Below are 15,882 nucleotides of genomic sequence, written 5' to 3'. Positions count from 1 at the left end.
ACAATTATGCAATCTGACTACGCAAAACAAGGAAAAACAGCAGCTATTGTTTCATATATCACTATTATTGGTACAATTATAGCTTTTTTCATGAATCAGGAAAATAAAAATCAGTTTGCAAGTTTTCATATCAGGCAAGCATTGGGTTCATGGATTAGTTTCTATCTTTTAATAGCTTTGGCTAATATTTTTGACTCACTAATGATTCATATCGCTTTCTATATCTTCTGTATCGTGCTAATTGTTTTTGGGCTTATCCTGGCAATACGAGAAGAGCAAAAAACAGTTCCTATTTTGGGGCCTTTCTTTCAGGAATGGTTTAGTTTCATTAAATAGAAGGTTATAACGAACTATTTTATGTTTAAAAAAATAGCAAAACTAGTTCTTAAACTCTTATTATTTCTTTTTTTAACCGCTCTAACGCAAATTGGTGGAGTGATATATATTCTTACAGAATTACTGGTTAAAAGAAACATACATAAGTATAGGTTAAAAAAAACGGCCATATTTCTTATCACTTATGTATGTATAACGTTTTTGATTATCCCCCATATCGCCCCGTTATTTGGTAGAGAAAAAATTAAAGATACTACACAAATAAAAGCTCATAGCTTCGTAACAAAATTTCTAAATCGAAATTATGTACATCCTGAGCTTTATACTGCATTAGAGGAAATTGCAAATTCATTTCATCGATCTAATCCTGATATCGCACTGGTATATCTAGATGCTAGCTTTCCATTTATAGATGGTTTTTCATTGCTTCCGCATTTGAGTCATAATGATGGAAAAAAGATTGACATCTCATTTATTTATCAAGATCATAATAATAAGACGACCAACAAAAAACCTTCAATTAGTGGCTACGGAGTATTTGAATCCCCTACCCAACAAGAATATAATCAAACCTTAATTTGTAAACAAAAAGGAAATTGGCAATACGATTTTACCAAATACACAACTTTTGGAACCTTAAACAAAGGGTTAAAATTTTCTGAAAAAGCTACAAAAGATTTACTTTTGGCAATCGTAAAACAAAAACAGATAGAGAAGGTTTTTATAGAACCACATCTAAAGAATAGATTAAAGGTACAAAGTACCAAAATACGATTTCATGGATGCCAGGCAGTACGGCATGATGATCATATACAATTAAAATAAAACTATGCAAACCAAACCATTATCCTTATATCATATTGTAAAAGAACCTACAATAAAAAAAGATAAGACTCCTGTTCTATTTATGTTTCATGGGTATGGTAGTGATGAAAATGATCTTTTTTCTTTTGCTACAGAACTACAGGAAGAATTATTCATTATTTCGGTTAGAGCACCTTATCCTATGCAACCATATGGTAATGCGTGGTATGCAATTTACTTTGATGCTGCCCAGGGAAAATTTAGTGATGATAAACAAGCTATCGAATCCAGAGATAAAATTGCTGCTTTTATAGATGAAGCTATCAATGCTTATGATTTGGATAAGGATAATGTTACTCTTCTTGGATTTAGCCAGGGAACAATCCTTAGTTATGCAGTTGCACTCTCCTATCCGCAAAAAGTAAAAAATGTAATTGCATTAAGCGGCTATATAAATGAAGATATTCTGGCTGATAATTACAAAGTAAATGACTTTTCTAAGCTTAATCTATATTGTTCTCATGGTAGTGTAGATCAGGTAATTCCTGTGGATTGGGCTCGTAAAGCTCCTGTGCTACTCTCAGAACTTGGCATAACAAGTTCCTTAAATGAATTTCAGGTAGGTCATGGTGTTGCTCCCCAGAATTTTTATCAATTTAAAGAATGGTTGAGTACTCACATTTAACATTAGAATTTTAGTGTAACCTTATGCCAAATGTCAGTATTTTTATAATTTATTGAAAAGTCGTAGTAATCGGCAATTCGATATACTAGTGACAAACCAAGACCACTAGAATCAAGCTTGTTTCCTGATTTCTTAAAACGTCCGAATAATTCTTCTTCTGATATTTCTAATGGTTCTCCTGTATTTTTAATCTCAAAATATGCATTGGTAAGTGTCATTACGATTTTCCCTGATTCTATATTATGTTTTATAGCATTACTAATCAAATTATTAAACAGCACATAGGCCATTGTTTCATTAATCTCTATCGACGGATTTTCTTTAAAATCAAGAGTTACCTCTATATTTTTAATATCAAGTAATTCTTTTACTCTTCCAATTTTCTTTTTAAGATATTCTGCCACGATTAGTTTTGATGTATCTATAAATTGATTATTATCAATTTTTGATAGTAAGGAAAGATTATCTTTAAGCTTTGATAACCTTCCTGTAGACTCGTATACTTGTCCTAAAATAGATATTTGCTGTTCAGAAAGATTTTTATCCTGCATCAAAAGCTCCATTTTATTTTTAATAATTGCTAATGGTGTTTGTATCTCATGAGAAGTATTCTCGGTATATTCTTTTAAATTCTTATAATCCTTTACCACTTGATTTGTCATGAGTTCGAGTGTAGAATTTAACTCTTCAAACTCTAATATATTAGTTTCACTAAAAGATAAAGGCTTTGGCTTTTTAACATTAAAATCTTTTATCTGGCTTAGCGTATTATAAAAAGGTATCCAAATTCGTTGCGAAACGATATTACTCAATACAAGCATCGTAATAAAAAACAAAGCAGTAATCAAAGCAATAACCTGTGTAACACCTCTTATTAAATCTTCTGTAGATAGTAATGATTTGGTTATAGAAAAGACATAGAAATTATCTCTCACTTTGTCAGAGAAGGTGATCTGCCTATAGTTCATCTGCTCATTTTGGTATTCATTAAATAATATCGTGTCTTTTATAAATGTTTGGATTTTTGGGTCATTATCTACTTTTTGGATAGTAATATTATCTCCAATATTTAGACTATAACTACTTAATAACTCATCATGCCTATACAACTCATCAATCAATTCTTCTTTTGCCGCAAATAATTTATCATTAAACTCGCTATTTACAGTACGTCTAATAACAAAGTAAGAAGATAAACCTCCCACAAGAGATACAATAAATAGTCCTGTAAAATAATAACGATTAGATAAGCTTAGTAGTTTCATTGATCAGAAAATTTATACCCTACGCTGTATACGGTCTGTATATAATCTTTACCACCATGTTCGAGAATTTTTTTTCTAAGGTTTTTTAAATGAGAATAGATAAAATCATAAGAATCTGCAATCCCCATTTCATCTCCCCATAAATGTTCTGCAATAGATCCTTTGGGAATTACACGATTTGGATTCGAGATAAAATATAGCATTAGATCATACTCCTTTTTAGTAAGTTTTAGAATTTTGTTATGTACTTTAACACTCATTTCATAAGGGAATACTTCAATTTCATTAAAGGTAATCGTGTTTTGGGCATCAAAATTTCTTCTACGTATAATCGCCTTTATACGTGCATTTAGTTCTGCAAGATCAAATGGTTTTGTAAGGTAATCATCTGCTCCAATATCAAGGCCATAAATTCTATCATCGATAGCATTGCGTGCAGATACAATGATGATTCCTGATTTTGATCTCATTTCTTTAATCTGTTTAATAACATCAAGACCACTACCATCAGGAAGGTTAATATCGACAACCAGGCAATCATATTCATAATCCCAGCTTTTTTCCTTTGCCTCTGCTAGATTATCTGTCCATTCACATTGGTATCCTTCTCTCCCAAGGTACTGCACCATCGATTCGGCAAGCATATGTTCGTCTTCTATAATTAGAATTTTCACTTCTTTCAGATTAAATTTAATAGTCCAATAACCTTTAATTAAAGAAACAAATAATTATCAGAAAGCAAAAGTTTTTGCAAACAATATTCATCTTCAAAAATAGAATTGATTTTCAATTTAAAAATAACAACATAACAAGCTGTTTTACAAATATCTACCTTAAAAACAGTTTCTAAACAACTTCTACAGATTTCCTACAGATTCTCCACAAATTCTCTACAGATTCTAATTCTACTTTCGCACCCAATAAAACAAACTGGTTACAAAACAACAATTTAACCACAACTGAAAAATGTTTTAACCATAATTTAAATACTATGAAAAAAATACTTAGTCTAATCTTATTTCTTTTTTTACAAATCAGTTTTTCGCAAACCCAAGAGGATTATCAAAAAATAATTACCGAAGTAACTGATGCATATAACGCAAAAGATACCGATAAGATTTTTAACTCCTTCTCACCCCAGTTACAATCGACATTTACAATCGAAAAAGTAAAACAATTTGTTTCTGAAAACCAGTCAAAAAAAGGACCAATGGGAACTTCTTCTTTTTTATTAGATGAAGACAAAGCAAAAAGATACCTAACAGAATTCGAAAATACTTCTATGATTCTAATTCTGGGATTATCCCCCGATAAGAAAATTACAAAATTAATTCTTGAAGAATACTAATATATAAACACTTAAAAAATAATAGAAATGAGAAATAATTATTTAACTGCTAAATCAGCGTATATACTCTTTATACTAGGAATAACGACATTTAGTATAGTCAATGCCCAATCTAAGCCAAAATATGGCGTAATGACCTATAATAAAGCTATCAATATATCTGAGAAACAAGGTATGCTAATTCAGAAAATGGCTAAAGATTACCTATATATGGTAGAAAATTCGGATGATGACAAGGCGTCAAGAGATCTAATGACAAGTAAAATTATTTTTGAAAAACAAAATGAAATCTTGTCTAAAAATTCTAGCAACAAGGCAACAAAGAGTAAAATTAAAAAAGTGGGAAATCTATGGGTAGCATTTAAAAAACATATAGAAAGTACTCCCAATTTTGATGATGCCAAAAAAATTCTGAACCTAAATACAGATTTACTTAAAGAAACAGAAAGTGTTGTGCGTTCTATTGTGATAGAATCCAAAAATGCTAATAAAACTATAAAAGGATTAGCTAATGATGACTCTTATAATGAAAAAGATCTAGAACTGAAAAAAATCATAACCGTCTCAGGAAGACAGCGCATGCTTGCACAAAGATTGGCGTTATATTATTTAGCAAATCACCCAACATTGAAAGACAAAAACTCTGAACAAATGTTGAAAAACATATACAATGAAATAGATGGAATGAATACCCCATTACTTCTTTCAGATTTTGATAATGCCGAAATAGATGAAAAAATTGCAAATGCATTAACCATCTGGGAACTTATCACACAAAATAAACTTGGAAAACAAGGATACAAGCATAAAGAAATCTATGATATTTCTAATAAACTCACCAGAGCATATAATGAAATAACAACTTTATACGAGCATACCAAACTATAACAGACCTACTCCCCTGGTTTTGTAGACAACATATCAAAATCTAAGCTAATCTCCCAACACATCAATACCTTTCGAGCTAATTAATGTGCCTTATCCCCAGGGCACTGCTTCGAAAAATTCTAAAGATTAGTTTCCATTTCCACTCTTAAGCCTAACAATAAAATATCATCTATTTCTAGTACAAGTAGTGTATTAGAATGTAGAAACGTAAAAAGAATACATTAAATATTTTAAGAACATTAACGCATGAAAAAAATACTTTTAATTACTACTGCAATGGCATCTTTCGCTTTTGCTAATGCTCAAGAACATCACAATAGTGCTACAAAAGAGCACCATTTTGCTAAAGATTACGATAAAAAAGGAGAATTTGAACAAGGAGATATATTTGTTTCTGCTTTGTTTGGATTTGATTCTAAAACAATTAAAGATGAAGGAGAAGAACATAAAGATATTATGTTAGATGTATTTACCAGAGTTGGTTACCTTATTTCTAATACTGTAACTGGTGGTGTAAAATTTGGATACGAAAGTGAAAAAGAAGAAGAAGGAGAAACAGAAATTAGATCTCATCATGGACTTATCGGAGTATTTGGACGATATGATTTTACTCCGGGTCATAAATTCTCTCTTTTTGGTGAACTTGGAGTAGATTACCTTACAGCCGATGTAGAAAGAAATGGTTTAAAAAATAAAGAAAAAGGGTATAAAATCGGGCTTATCCCTGGATTAACCTATTTCCTGAATGATCATTTTGCTATTGAAGCTTTATGGGGAGCTATATCTTATGAATCTATGAAAGCTGATAAAAGAGAAAAATCTACCGACGAAATTATTGTAGGGTTTGATTTCGAACATATCAATTTTGGATTGGCATACAAATTCTAAAAACAACATCCGTATAGCCTACTATAGCAGTTATTTACCCTAAAATCACCTATACATTACGGTTGTATTGTTATATAACTAAAAATAATTACAATAAAATAATAACATACAATGAAACTGATTTTAAAGAAATATGTCTACGTGATCGTTGGATTTTTACTATCCACAATCGGGTATTTATATTGCATCATAGGAAATATAAATTTAGCAGAACAAATAGATATGTATTTTAATTTTATTAAATCATCAAAAATCGATGAATTGATATTTCTATGGTTTAAGTTCTTTGCTTTATTTATTATGCTGAATATCATAGTAATTTTAGAAAAAAAGCGAAACATTGAAAAGAGAAAAATATATCACTCAATGTTATATGCTAGTAATCATATTATACGAAACTTCTTATATCAATCTCACATATTAAAAATGGAAGCCGAAGAAAACATCACGTTTAATAAGAGCACTATTAATATGTTTGAAGAAAGTAAAGATGAAGCAATGCTGTTACTCAAAAAGTTATCTTCGATAACTAAGATTGATGATACTAGTATTTATAACTCAATAAAAGAAGAAGTGGGAAACAAAAACAGTACAGTGTAACTCTTCATACCCTATAAATAAGCTCCTCTCCTCCTAAATAAATTAGGTATTGATATAGCTCAATATGCACTTGAGCAAATCATAATATAGTATTTCAAGAATTTTATCCCTTATCGGGAAGATTGTGTGAACGGCTCTAATACTTAGAATTGTAAAATAGAGTCAAAATGATTGATATATCTATAATGAGAGGAGCATCCTATTGAACCATTCTTTATAGGAAAGAACAAGTTCATTATCTATTTGTTATACAACGTCACGCATAAGAAATGTAAGGCAGTTAATATGCGGTACATTTCGGATTAGTGCTAAGCCATATATATGGCTTTTATCATCTTTCATAAACTCCAGCCGAAGAACTATAGCTACCAAAATATTAAATAAAAGTAACCTGTAAATTTTATATTTGGCTTATATCCAAGTGAAGTCCATCTGCTCAAACTAGTTAGAAAATTTGTTGTAATGAAAAGTCTTTAGTTATTGATTAAAAAAAATAGTATCCTAAAGTGTCATATTTTGAAAACTATGGTAACTAAAATAGTAGAGACAAGCTTTAACAATGAGAAAAGAACGTGAAACCATATTTCTTAATGCCTTAGAAGAGAATCAGGAGAAACTATTTAGAATTTGCTCGATTTATTCCAAAGACGATGAAGATACGAAAGACCTTTTTCAAGAGGTTTTGATCCATGTTTGGAAATCGATGAACACCTTTAAAGGTAATTCATCTATTGGTACTTGGATGTTTAGAGTTGCTTTAAATGTTTGCCTTCGTTTCAAGTCTAAACATACTAAAAACCAAAATCGAATGATAAGGTTAGATAGTATTACTATTTCCAATTTTAGGTCAGAAGTAAATAACGAAGACGGAAATAAAAAACTAAAAGTGCTAAGAAAGTGCGTTGAAAAATTGAATGAAAGTGATAAAGCTATAGTTGCATTGTACTTGGAAGGGCTAGTCTACAGGGAAATTTCAAATATTCTAGGGTTGTCTGAAAACCATGTAGCAGTAAAAATCAAGCGAATTAAATCAAAATTATTAAACTGTATAAATGAATCATTATGATAGAAGATGAATTGATCAAAATCTGGCAATCGTCCAGTAATCAGGAACGTGTAAAATTCGAGAAATCGAAATTGATGATAGAATTACAATCAAGTTTAGGTCGATTGCATAGATGGTGGAAATATCTAGAACTTGTAGAAGTAATTTCTGCGATTATTTGTATTCTGTCATTTGGTTTCATCGTTTATTGGGCTCCGTTCACTACTACTAAAATTGCTTCTGTCTTATTAATTATCTTTTCGATTAATATATTAATTCAAGTGCTTGGCATAAAAAAAATTAAACCAAGTGATTTGGAAGAAAACTACCTTGAATACCTCAAAAAGACTATGAAATATCTTAATGCTCAAAAGAAATTGCTTGAAACTTCCGTTTATTGGGTAGTTTTACCTATTTATCCAATATTGCTGCTCTTTTTTATTGGTTTTTGGCACATACCTACAAAACGATATGTAATAGTCATTACTTTTTTGGTTGCAATTGGATTGGGGATTTACGGATATTTTCTAAATAAAAAAAGAGTGAAAAATGAAATTAATCCAAGATTAGATAGGGTTGATGAATTAATAAAAAACTTAAGAAGTTAATAGTAGTAAGATTATTTTGAGCTATTGAAGATGACGTTTTGGTTATGAGCAGTACCATCTCGCAGGGCACGCTATTGCTTATAGGTTTTGTTAGTTTTAGCTATTTTTATATACTGTCTTTAAATCTGAATGTAGCTTTGTAAGCTTATCATTATTAAGTGAAAACAAATTACTGTTGAGTTCTTCAATCTCTTTATCATTTTCTGAAATGATTAATCTAAGTTTAATTATAAGTGTGAATATTTTTTTTGCATTTTCTGATTTCAATTCTGATTTTAATGATTGAAAATTAATCATTTTAGTTTTTGTTGAGTACAAAGATTCTTTAATGATTTCAATCATTTCCTGTGAATTATGAACATTTATTTCTTTTATTTTAGAGCTTGTCAGTCCATTTATTATAAGTGCAAGGCTAAGTAGTGGTCCCGCAAAAGTCCAGATATCAGGAAAGATTTCATTTTTAAATAAGTAAACAAAAAAAGATAATAAACTGATTCCTAATAGAAGTTTTATTATAAGTAATCCTTTTATTGGTGCATTATATGTATAAATGTTTTTCAAGTTTAATAGATTTTCATAATTAATGCTAACGTTTTGTGTAAAATGCATTAAAAAGCATTTACACCTTGTTAGGTATTGTTTTTATTTTCTTCAAAATTGAACTGAATCGTATATAATCTTTCACACAAACCTAACATAGTTTCGGTCACAACTTTACTGATAAAACGTTCAAAATCATGATACTTGCTAGAAAGCTTGTCAACCGTATTTTTTGAAAACTCTAAAACTGTTGAATCCTCAACAAACTCAATATAACGTGGACTTGGTTCGTTACTGAAAAAGCTAACTATAGAAGCCATAAACTGATTTTCAAAAGTAAACCAATCTGAAATATCTTTACCATCTTTCAAATAATAAGCTCTTGCACAACCCTGTACAATTAAATATGCTTTTTTAGAAAATTGTCGCTCGCGTATTACAATTTCCTCTCTTTTGAAAGTGTTGATTCTTGAACTGGCAATGAACTCTTCTTGGCATTCAATAGATAGTAGAAAATATGTTTTTCCAACTTCAGTTAAAATATGTTTACTGTTCATTTTCTAATTGGCTACAACATACATTATAAAGGATATATGTTCTTTATTATTCTATTAATAATTTCAGCAGTTTCAAGAGGTTTTTCTAAGGGAAATAAATGCCCTTCATTAAGCTCGATTGTATCAAAATTTGAAAAGTTGCTTTTCCACCACTTTACATCTAATTTTTTAAACATTTTGCTTTTATTTCCATATATCAGTGTTCCATTTAATTTGTTAATTCCTCTTGGCAACTTGGTATATGTAGAACTATATATCTCGGCTTCAATTTCTTTGCTAAACGCTAGTTCAAAACCATTTCCAGATGCTTTCAAACCATATTCAATAAAGTCGTTAAAACACTGATCATTAAATTGCTGAAATAGTTGCTTACCCTTGAAGTATTTGTAGGCTTTTTGTTTTGTTTCAAAAAAAGATTTCCTATTTAATGTTCTTTTCGCAGGTCCAATATTATTTGCAAATCCAAATATTTTCATTAAATGTATCATTTTCCTTTTCCAGGGATGATAAAGAATCGGTTCTATTACTATTACTTTTCTGAAAAGCTGCGGCTTGATAGAAGCTGCTATTAATATTAAAACTCCGCCAGTAGAATGCCCAATGCCAATTACAGGTTCTTTGAACTTATTCTCTATAGAATCAATTACTTCTAGAGCCAGGTTTTCGAGATTCCCATTTAGTTTGAATTGGTTATGCCCCATTAATTCGACATAATTTATATCAGCATTTTCTATTGAGTTTAAAAAATGATTAAAACATTTTCCCGGAAAACCATTTGAGTGCGCAAACTGTATTAAATTCTTATTCTCCTCTATAGACTTGTTGGGCATAACGTTTTTTAGCTAAACTGCGTTTTTATGCTTTTTTACACTTTGTTGGCAGTTATTTTAATTCAGTAACTCTTTCAAATGTTCTCAATTTATCAATTCTGCATACTCCAAAGCAGTTTTATTAGCTTTTGATTTCTTTTTTTGCTAAATAAACTCGAAAATAATCCCATATTCTTTTTATTTAATTACAAATAACAACCTCTATAACAATTACATAAGTCGATATGCGACTATCATTTATTATACATTATTAGCCCCTCTATTATTTCTTTTCTTCTCGCATAATTTTCTCCATTTTACGACCTCTTGCCAATTCGTCAATCAGCTTTTCCATACGTCTACACTGTTTATACAATTCGAATTCATCCTCTATTTCTTCAATTCGATAACCACAAACGACTCCTTTAATTAAGTGTGCATTAGGATGTATTTTAGCTTTTTGAAAAAATGTTCTAAAAGTTGCTTTTTCATCAATAAGTACTTGTAAAGCATCTTGATCAAAACCAGTAAACCATTTAATTACTTGGTCGAGTTCTTCTTTTGTTCTACCATTTTTCTCCAATCTATTCAGGTAAAGTGGATAAATGGATGCAAATATCATATTGGCAACCTTTTCATTTTTTTCGGGTGTAACTTTCATTTTCATTTTTATCTGATTTTGAATTGATTGGTGCTAATATCTTGTATATAAAAAGTAGCGTTTATAGTTACTAGGTTTTCATTATTAAAACTAAAGTAATAAAAAAGTGCAAAACTTTGAGTCTTGCACTTAATGAGTTATTTTTTATATACTTTGTGAGCCACTGCATTATTTTGCAATTTAATTCCAAATATTTATCAAGCAAAAAACATTAGCCGCACCTAAAATCAGTTCAAACATAATTCCTTGAGTAATTTGTTTACTCGGTTTGCCATCAACTTTCATACTGATTAATCTACCTATTACAAAACCTATAAAAATAAGTATTGCAATAAAATGTGAGGTAAAAGATAACCTTTCTACAAATATTCCAATTGCAATAAGGATTCCAGCAAGAAGCATTACTGAACTGACACCTCGCATTTCATTCAACAGGCTAGAATCATTTTCTAATTTAATTCCAGAATTCTTTAAGTAGGTTTTTATTGGATTACTCAATCTCATTATACCAACAAAGATTAACAAAAGGCTTGATAATGATAAGGCTGCGATTCTAATAATTTCCATTTTTAGTTGTTTTTAATTAATACTTCTGCAAATGTAAATTGGTACTGTGACAGAGGTGTGTCAAGGGTGTTATTGGGTTTTTACATATTTTTCAAAATATTCTTTTATAGTCATATTATGAGGGCTAAATGTTTCTGTTTTGGTAACAATTTTTTTAATAAAATCGATTCTAAAGTGTCTAAAATCATTTCTTAATCGGCAAAAGCCAATTAGCAGAAAATTTTCGTGGATGCTATAAATTGCAAAAGGTTCTATATCTCTTAATGTTTGGTTGTTTTTTGAAGAATGGTAGTCAATTGTTAAAACATGATATTGTGTTATTGCGGATTGAATCTGCATTAGGTTATTACTTGTCTTTTCTTCATTATTGTTTCCGCTAAAATAAATTCTGTCAGCTAACAAATCTGCATTTCCTTTTTGTGAGTATCTTAAAATGGCTTTAATTTTCTCTATTGCACTAGATGAGTTCTTCACAAAGGACAAATCTTTATTTTTGATAACCAATTGTTCCAATGTTATTAATGCATTAGCTTCGTCCTCGGTAAAAAGAACAGGTGGAAGATGATAACCTTCCATAATAGAATACCCTTTACCCTCCTCTGTCACAATTGGAATCCCTGATTTTTCCAGAGTCCTTATGTCTCGATAAATGGTTCGTAAACTTACATTGTGTTTTTCAGCTAGTTGTTTTGCTGTAATAATTCTTTTGGATTGTAGCTGGGTAAGAATAGCAGTTAATCTTGAAAGTCTTGGTTTTTCTTTTTCTTCCATTGTTGTTTATCCTGCTTGTGACTAACGTGTTCGTGTACCGTTAGTTGTGATTAGGTATGCGATTTATATTCTGCAATACAATATAGTGAATTGTAAGAAAAGATCCCGCCCTTAGCCAGCTGCAGTAATTAATTATACACGTTGTTGACAACTACTTTAATCCATTGATTTAATCACTTTGCCTTCACTAATTTTAAAGAATTCATCTGGCACTTCCTTTTCTTCAATGCTAAAAGCTTCCATTACTGATTTATATATTGGATATAGATTATCTTCATTTCTTACTGATAATGATCCGGATTTGTTTACGAATAGATTCCAATAGCCATATTTGTGGTTTTGATATGCTTCTTTATTTAAACGATATTTAGGATTAAAATAATGAATACTGCGAGTTTCTAATCCATATTGAGAATCTTTGTATTCAAGACGTATTGACGGGCATTTGTCACCCAAAACATTCTTCACATCGTCATTATTTTCCTCCATTTTCAATAACTCACCAGGTATTTTATCGATTCTAGACATTTGGATAGTATCTGATTTTTCATATTCTATATACATTATGCTTTCATCCAATAAAAAAATCATTTTCATTGCTCCTAAATCACCTTTGGCATTGTTTGTCATGGCATATTTTCTTTCCTGTACATAGCCTATAATGGTATCTCCAATCTCTTTTTTAAGCATTTCTTGAGTTAAATTTTCCATTGTGGGAGTAATTTCCATTTTGTAGTGGACTTCCCCTTCAAAATATTCTTGGGAGTAACTGTGACATATGACGAAAATGCTAATAATCAAAAGAAAATGTTTTTTCATATAAAGTGTTTATTTAGTTGTTCCTAACATTTAATATATGTGTCGTTGCGAGGTAAAATGTTACCTTGCTTTTCGATTTTTCTGCGTATTGGTTGCTAACTTTTAACTTCTGCAAGCATTGCGCCTAATCAAAAATATGACAACCATTAGATTGATTACTTAGCTGCTATAACATCATATATATTGTTGGCTGTAGTTTTTCTTCTATTCCTAGATTTTCAATAGTCTTGCATATTTACATTTTTTTTGAGAAAACTATATTTTCGTAGCCTTTTCCATTGACTACAAAATTTAATTCTCCAACGTTTTTAAATTCATTTCTTTTATAGAATCTAATGGCTCTATTATTTTTTATGTAAACGGTGAGCCACATGGTATCCAATTGCATTTTTTTGGATTGCTCTTCAACAAAGGTTAGTAACTGTTGTCCAATTTTTAAGGGTATAAAATCATTTAGGATGAAAATTCGTTCTAATTGGCAACTGTTCTGTGATGTAATATTTTCGTTTGACACATTTACTACCAATTTTGCATAACCGACAGGTAAATCATCTACATAAATAATATAGAAAAATTGATTGGGATTGCTTATATTCTGTTTCGTTTTAAAAACTGAAAAATTCTCGTTAAGGTATTTTAATACATCGTTTTTATCTTCGATATAATGACCATGAGATTCAGCCCATGTTAGTCGACCTAGAAGTGCTAAAACCTCTGTATCTGCTTTCGTAGCTATTTTTATTTTAATCATTAGTATTCTTATTTATTCGTAATCTTCTTATATGATAACCATGAAGCAATACAGCGATTGTGCAGCCTAGAATTATTGGTGTAGCACTAATTAATGCGCCATATAAAATGTAACCTATATTTGCGATTAATGATATTAAACGTAGTTTATATTCGCCTTTGGTAGACATAGAATATAAATTGATAACTAAAGCTGTATAGCCAATACTATCAATTAAAAATGGACTCATGCTTTATCTTTTTCTGTTTGATTAATTTATATTGGAAACTATCCTGTTTAAACACTATAACACAAATATAGAATGTATTATCTTATTTTTAGTTTATAATCGAATTAATAATCGTATATTTAAATTCGATACAATCGAATAAATAACTTTAAAATTACGATTATAAATGGACACATTAGATAAAAAAATACTTGAAATGCTAAAAATTAATGCTAGAGAAAGCTTTGCTAATATTGGAAAAGAAGTGGGATTGTCTGCTCCTGCCATAGGCAAACGTGTTAGGCAAATGGAAGAAGAAGGCATAATCGAAGGCTATGCTCTAAAATTGAATCATGAAAAATTGGGCATTGAGACTAAAGCATATATAACATTAGTAATACACCGAGGGTCAACAGGATCAAATGATGCTCAAAAACAAATACAAGCAATGGAAGAAGTGCAAAGTTGTGATAGAATTACTGGTGATGATTGCTTATGTGTTTTAGGTTATTTTAGAAACAATAAGCATCTTATTTCCTTTCTTGAAAAAATCGCAGAGTATGGTTCTTCAAAAACGAGTATTATTTTAGAAGCGTAATTTATTTCCTTGAAAGATTCTATAAACAGACAAATTATTTTTACACGTTGCTATGGTTGCTATGTAACATTTTTAATTTTCTTGAATCCAATCAACTAGCCTTTCATTGAAAAGTGCGCTTTGTTCGTATTGAGGAGTATGCCCGCTTTTCTCAAATAAGGAAATTGTTAGAAGAGTTGATTCTTTACAATTTAGATTCCAAAGTGTAGGAGGAGCGATGTAATCACTTTTTCCAACAGCTGCAAAAACAGGAATATCTAATTTTTCTTCTGGTAAACATAGATCGTATTTTGGCATTACTTTACCAAATAGATGATATAAAAAGTCTAAATTATAGTTTACTCTTTCAAAAAATTGTGTGGCGTCTAAATTTTCGTCATACCATCTTTTTGGACCAGAAGCTACTAAGCTTTTAATAAAGGCTTTACGACGATTTAAGGTATCACTTTTTTCCTTTTCTAATTGCTTTTGTTTTTCATTATACAGTAACTTTCTTTTTTCGGGTGCATTTTCCCAATATACATTCACAGAGTCTTTATATTCAGATGTCCCCCACGTTCGAGGAGTTGCCATCATTACAACATGAGAAACGTATTCAGGATGTTTTTTAGCATATTTGTGGGCTACTGCTCCTAATATTGAATGACCTCCAATTATAAATTTTTCAAGTCCCAGTACTGCCCTTATTGTGTCTATATCTTTAAATAGGCTATCAATATCGTAGTTTGCAAGATCAATTGGGTTGTATTCCTTCGCATTAAATCTCATTTCTATAGAATATAATCGAAAATTGTCTAGAAAGTCTTTTGAAAAATATTCAGGGTCAGACCCAATTAATAGAAAAGGAGATCCTTTTCCTTTAATAGAATAATTTAAGGTAGAGCCATCTATTATAACGCTTCCTGATTTATTGCTATTATCCTGAATTATGTTTTTCTGGTCTTTACTATTGTTCTTACAAGCTGAAATTATAATAAAACAAATAATAAAGATTTTGTGAATGTTTTTCATATGATCATTAATATTACATAATGTTTTGTATAAGATTAGTTGGGTAGTTTAAGCAATAAAGTTAGCAAATAAACCACGAATAGAAAGTCCGCGAGGACTTTCGTAAGTAGGCTTTAGCTAGCA

22 protein-coding genes are annotated in these 15,882 nt (G+C 30.1%); 10 read left to right on the top strand and 12 right to left on the bottom strand.

The features are described 5' to 3' along the window. Positions 1-6: 6 nt before the first annotated feature. Genes Z053_RS0113580 through Z053_RS0113570 form a run of 3 tightly spaced genes read left to right on the top strand, consistent with a single transcriptional unit; the run spans position 7 to position 1,825 of the window. Positions 7-336 carry a membrane protein gene (locus tag Z053_RS0113580; protein ID WP_025665556.1) on the top strand — a complete coding sequence of 110 codons (330 nt, stop codon included), beginning with the start codon at positions 7-9 and terminating at the stop codon, positions 334-336. Between the two features lie 21 nt (positions 337-357). Further along, entirely contained in the window at positions 358-1,161 is an 804-nt protein-coding gene (locus tag Z053_RS0113575; RefSeq protein WP_025665555.1) for a hypothetical protein, read from the top strand. A 4-nt stretch (positions 1,162-1,165) separates the two neighbouring features. Continuing rightward, positions 1,166-1,825, top strand: a complete 660-nt coding sequence (locus Z053_RS0113570) for an alpha/beta hydrolase (RefSeq protein WP_025665554.1) — start codon at positions 1,166-1,168, stop codon at positions 1,823-1,825. 2 nt (positions 1,826-1,827) lie between these two features. Here Z053_RS0113570 and Z053_RS0113565 read toward each other — a convergent pair whose 3' ends face one another. After that, entirely contained in the window at positions 1,828-3,090 is a 1,263-nt protein-coding gene (locus tag Z053_RS0113565; protein WP_025665553.1) for a sensor histidine kinase, read from the bottom strand. Continuing rightward, positions 3,087-3,764, bottom strand: coding sequence for a response regulator transcription factor (locus Z053_RS0113560; protein WP_025665552.1), 678 nt, complete (start codon positions 3,762-3,764; stop codon positions 3,087-3,089). Before Z053_RS0113560 ends, Z053_RS0113565 begins: the two co-directional genes overlap by 4 nt. A gap of 317 nt (positions 3,765-4,081) precedes the next feature. Here Z053_RS0113560 and Z053_RS0113555 point away from each other — a divergent pair, with 317 nt between their 5' ends. The 6 genes from Z053_RS0113555 to Z053_RS0113530 all read left to right on the top strand — a co-directional run bounded on the left by Z053_RS0113555 (position 4,082) and on the right by Z053_RS0113530 (position 8,467). Further along, positions 4,082-4,438 carry a hypothetical protein gene (locus Z053_RS0113555; protein ID WP_025665551.1) on the top strand — a complete coding sequence of 119 codons (357 nt, stop codon included), beginning with the start codon at positions 4,082-4,084 and terminating at the stop codon, positions 4,436-4,438. A gap of 27 nt (positions 4,439-4,465) precedes the next feature. Further along, a complete protein-coding gene (locus Z053_RS0113550) occupies positions 4,466-5,326 on the top strand; it encodes a hypothetical protein (protein WP_152538309.1) in 861 nt (286 codons plus the stop codon). Positions 5,327-5,572: 246 nt separating this feature from the next. Further along, a complete protein-coding gene (locus Z053_RS0113545; protein ID WP_025665549.1) occupies positions 5,573-6,214 on the top strand; it encodes an outer membrane beta-barrel protein in 642 nt (213 codons plus the stop codon). A 111-nt stretch (positions 6,215-6,325) separates the two neighbouring features. Then, positions 6,326-6,814, top strand: coding sequence for a hypothetical protein (locus tag Z053_RS0113540; protein WP_035096132.1), 489 nt, complete (start codon positions 6,326-6,328; stop codon positions 6,812-6,814). Positions 6,815-7,373: 559 nt separating this feature from the next. Next, positions 7,374-7,880: an RNA polymerase sigma factor gene (locus Z053_RS0113535; protein WP_025665547.1), complete on the top strand. Its 507-nt coding sequence runs from the start codon at positions 7,374-7,376 to the stop codon at positions 7,878-7,880. After that, a complete protein-coding gene (locus Z053_RS0113530) occupies positions 7,877-8,467 on the top strand; it encodes a hypothetical protein (RefSeq protein WP_025665546.1) in 591 nt (196 codons plus the stop codon). The genes Z053_RS0113535 and Z053_RS0113530 overlap by 4 nt, the downstream gene beginning before the upstream one ends. A 96-nt stretch (positions 8,468-8,563) precedes the next feature. On the opposite strand, the gene Z053_RS28505 is transcribed toward Z053_RS0113530, so the two are convergent. The 9 genes from Z053_RS28505 to Z053_RS0113490 form a co-directional block, all read right to left on the bottom strand. After that, positions 8,564-9,028, bottom strand: coding sequence for a hypothetical protein (locus Z053_RS28505; protein ID WP_152538308.1), 465 nt, complete (start codon positions 9,026-9,028; stop codon positions 8,564-8,566). A 68-nt stretch (positions 9,029-9,096) separates the two neighbouring features. Beyond that, on the bottom strand, positions 9,097-9,564 hold the full coding sequence (locus tag Z053_RS28500) for a Crp/Fnr family transcriptional regulator (RefSeq protein ID WP_081748268.1): 468 nt from the start codon (positions 9,562-9,564) through the stop codon (positions 9,097-9,099). A gap of 23 nt (positions 9,565-9,587) precedes the next feature. After that, the gene (locus Z053_RS0113520; RefSeq protein WP_025665545.1) at positions 9,588-10,394 is read right to left on the bottom strand and encodes an alpha/beta hydrolase family protein; all 807 of its coding nucleotides are present in this window, start codon (positions 10,392-10,394) and stop codon (positions 9,588-9,590) included. 262 nt (positions 10,395-10,656) lie between these two features. Beyond that, positions 10,657-11,034 (bottom strand): DUF2200 domain-containing protein, encoded by a 378-nt coding sequence (locus Z053_RS0113515; protein ID WP_035096138.1) that lies wholly within the window; start codon positions 11,032-11,034, stop codon positions 10,657-10,659. A 180-nt stretch (positions 11,035-11,214) separates the two neighbouring features. After that, the gene (locus tag Z053_RS0113510) at positions 11,215-11,601 is read right to left on the bottom strand and encodes a DUF4345 family protein (RefSeq protein ID WP_025665543.1); all 387 of its coding nucleotides are present in this window, start codon (positions 11,599-11,601) and stop codon (positions 11,215-11,217) included. A gap of 69 nt (positions 11,602-11,670) precedes the next feature. Continuing rightward, positions 11,671-12,372 carry a helix-turn-helix transcriptional regulator gene (locus Z053_RS0113505; protein ID WP_025665542.1) on the bottom strand — a complete coding sequence of 234 codons (702 nt, stop codon included), beginning with the start codon at positions 12,370-12,372 and terminating at the stop codon, positions 11,671-11,673. Between the two features lie 156 nt (positions 12,373-12,528). Continuing rightward, a complete protein-coding gene (locus tag Z053_RS0113500; RefSeq protein ID WP_152538307.1) occupies positions 12,529-13,083 on the bottom strand; it encodes a hypothetical protein in 555 nt (184 codons plus the stop codon). A 343-nt stretch (positions 13,084-13,426) separates the two neighbouring features. Continuing rightward, a complete protein-coding gene (locus tag Z053_RS0113495) occupies positions 13,427-13,942 on the bottom strand; it encodes a GNAT family N-acetyltransferase (RefSeq protein ID WP_025665540.1) in 516 nt (171 codons plus the stop codon). Continuing rightward, a complete protein-coding gene (locus tag Z053_RS0113490) occupies positions 13,935-14,171 on the bottom strand; it encodes a hypothetical protein (RefSeq protein ID WP_025665539.1) in 237 nt (78 codons plus the stop codon). Before Z053_RS0113490 ends, Z053_RS0113495 begins: the two co-directional genes overlap by 8 nt. A 166-nt stretch (positions 14,172-14,337) precedes the next feature. Here Z053_RS0113490 and Z053_RS0113485 point away from each other — a divergent pair, with 166 nt between their 5' ends. Further along, a complete protein-coding gene (locus Z053_RS0113485) occupies positions 14,338-14,748 on the top strand; it encodes an Lrp/AsnC family transcriptional regulator (RefSeq protein WP_025665538.1) in 411 nt (136 codons plus the stop codon). Between the two features lie 72 nt (positions 14,749-14,820). Here the strand turns inward: Z053_RS0113485 and Z053_RS0113480 are convergent, their stop codons facing one another. After that, the gene (locus tag Z053_RS0113480; RefSeq protein ID WP_025665537.1) at positions 14,821-15,759 is read right to left on the bottom strand and encodes an alpha/beta fold hydrolase; all 939 of its coding nucleotides are present in this window, start codon (positions 15,757-15,759) and stop codon (positions 14,821-14,823) included. Between the last annotated feature and the right edge of the window lie 123 nt (positions 15,760-15,882).

Origin of the sequence: Aquimarina megaterium XH134 (genome assembly GCF_000520975.1) — a bacterium.
Classification (GTDB): domain Bacteria; phylum Bacteroidota; class Bacteroidia; order Flavobacteriales; family Flavobacteriaceae; genus Aquimarina; species Aquimarina megaterium.
Note: the sequence above shows the minus strand (reverse complement) of the source record. Positions and strands in the feature narration are given on the sequence as shown.

What these genes read in the sequence shown, in the direction of transcription:
- Z053_RS0113580 (WP_025665556.1), top strand. Translation starts at nt 7, where the DNA reads ATGCAATCTGACTACGCAAAACAAGGAAAAACAGCAGCTATTGTTTCA.
- Z053_RS0113575 (WP_025665555.1), top strand. Translation starts at nt 358, where the DNA reads ATGTTTAAAAAAATAGCAAAACTAGTTCTTAAACTCTTATTATTTCTT.
- Z053_RS0113570 (WP_025665554.1), top strand. Translation starts at nt 1,166, where the DNA reads ATGCAAACCAAACCATTATCCTTATATCATATTGTAAAAGAACCTACA.
- Z053_RS0113565 (WP_025665553.1), bottom strand. Translation starts at nt 3,090, where the DNA reads ATGAAACTACTAAGCTTATCTAATCGTTATTATTTTACAGGACTATTT.
- Z053_RS0113555 (WP_025665551.1), top strand. Translation starts at nt 4,082, where the DNA reads ATGAAAAAAATACTTAGTCTAATCTTATTTCTTTTTTTACAAATCAGT.
- Z053_RS0113550 (WP_152538309.1), top strand. Translation starts at nt 4,466, where the DNA reads ATGAGAAATAATTATTTAACTGCTAAATCAGCGTATATACTCTTTATA.
- Z053_RS0113545 (WP_025665549.1), top strand. Translation starts at nt 5,573, where the DNA reads ATGAAAAAAATACTTTTAATTACTACTGCAATGGCATCTTTCGCTTTT.
- Z053_RS0113540 (WP_035096132.1), top strand. Translation starts at nt 6,326, where the DNA reads ATGAAACTGATTTTAAAGAAATATGTCTACGTGATCGTTGGATTTTTA.
- Z053_RS0113535 (WP_025665547.1), top strand. Translation starts at nt 7,374, where the DNA reads ATGAGAAAAGAACGTGAAACCATATTTCTTAATGCCTTAGAAGAGAAT.
- Z053_RS0113530 (WP_025665546.1), top strand. Translation starts at nt 7,877, where the DNA reads ATGATAGAAGATGAATTGATCAAAATCTGGCAATCGTCCAGTAATCAG.
- Z053_RS28500 (WP_081748268.1), bottom strand. Translation starts at nt 9,564, where the DNA reads ATGAACAGTAAACATATTTTAACTGAAGTTGGAAAAACATATTTTCTA.
- Z053_RS0113520 (WP_025665545.1), bottom strand. Translation starts at nt 10,394, where the DNA reads ATGCCCAACAAGTCTATAGAGGAGAATAAGAATTTAATACAGTTTGCG.
- Z053_RS0113515 (WP_035096138.1), bottom strand. Translation starts at nt 11,034, where the DNA reads ATGAAAGTTACACCCGAAAAAAATGAAAAGGTTGCCAATATGATATTT.
- Z053_RS0113510 (WP_025665543.1), bottom strand. Translation starts at nt 11,601, where the DNA reads ATGGAAATTATTAGAATCGCAGCCTTATCATTATCAAGCCTTTTGTTA.
- Z053_RS0113505 (WP_025665542.1), bottom strand. Translation starts at nt 12,372, where the DNA reads ATGGAAGAAAAAGAAAAACCAAGACTTTCAAGATTAACTGCTATTCTT.
- Z053_RS0113500 (WP_152538307.1), bottom strand. Translation starts at nt 13,083, where the DNA reads ATGGAAAATTTAACTCAAGAAATGCTTAAAAAAGAGATTGGAGATACC.
- Z053_RS0113495 (WP_025665540.1), bottom strand. Translation starts at nt 13,942, where the DNA reads ATGATTAAAATAAAAATAGCTACGAAAGCAGATACAGAGGTTTTAGCA.
- Z053_RS0113490 (WP_025665539.1), bottom strand. Translation starts at nt 14,171, where the DNA reads ATGAGTCCATTTTTAATTGATAGTATTGGCTATACAGCTTTAGTTATC.
- Z053_RS0113485 (WP_025665538.1), top strand. Translation starts at nt 14,338, where the DNA reads ATGGACACATTAGATAAAAAAATACTTGAAATGCTAAAAATTAATGCT.
- Z053_RS0113480 (WP_025665537.1), bottom strand. Translation starts at nt 15,759, where the DNA reads ATGAAAAACATTCACAAAATCTTTATTATTTGTTTTATTATAATTTCA.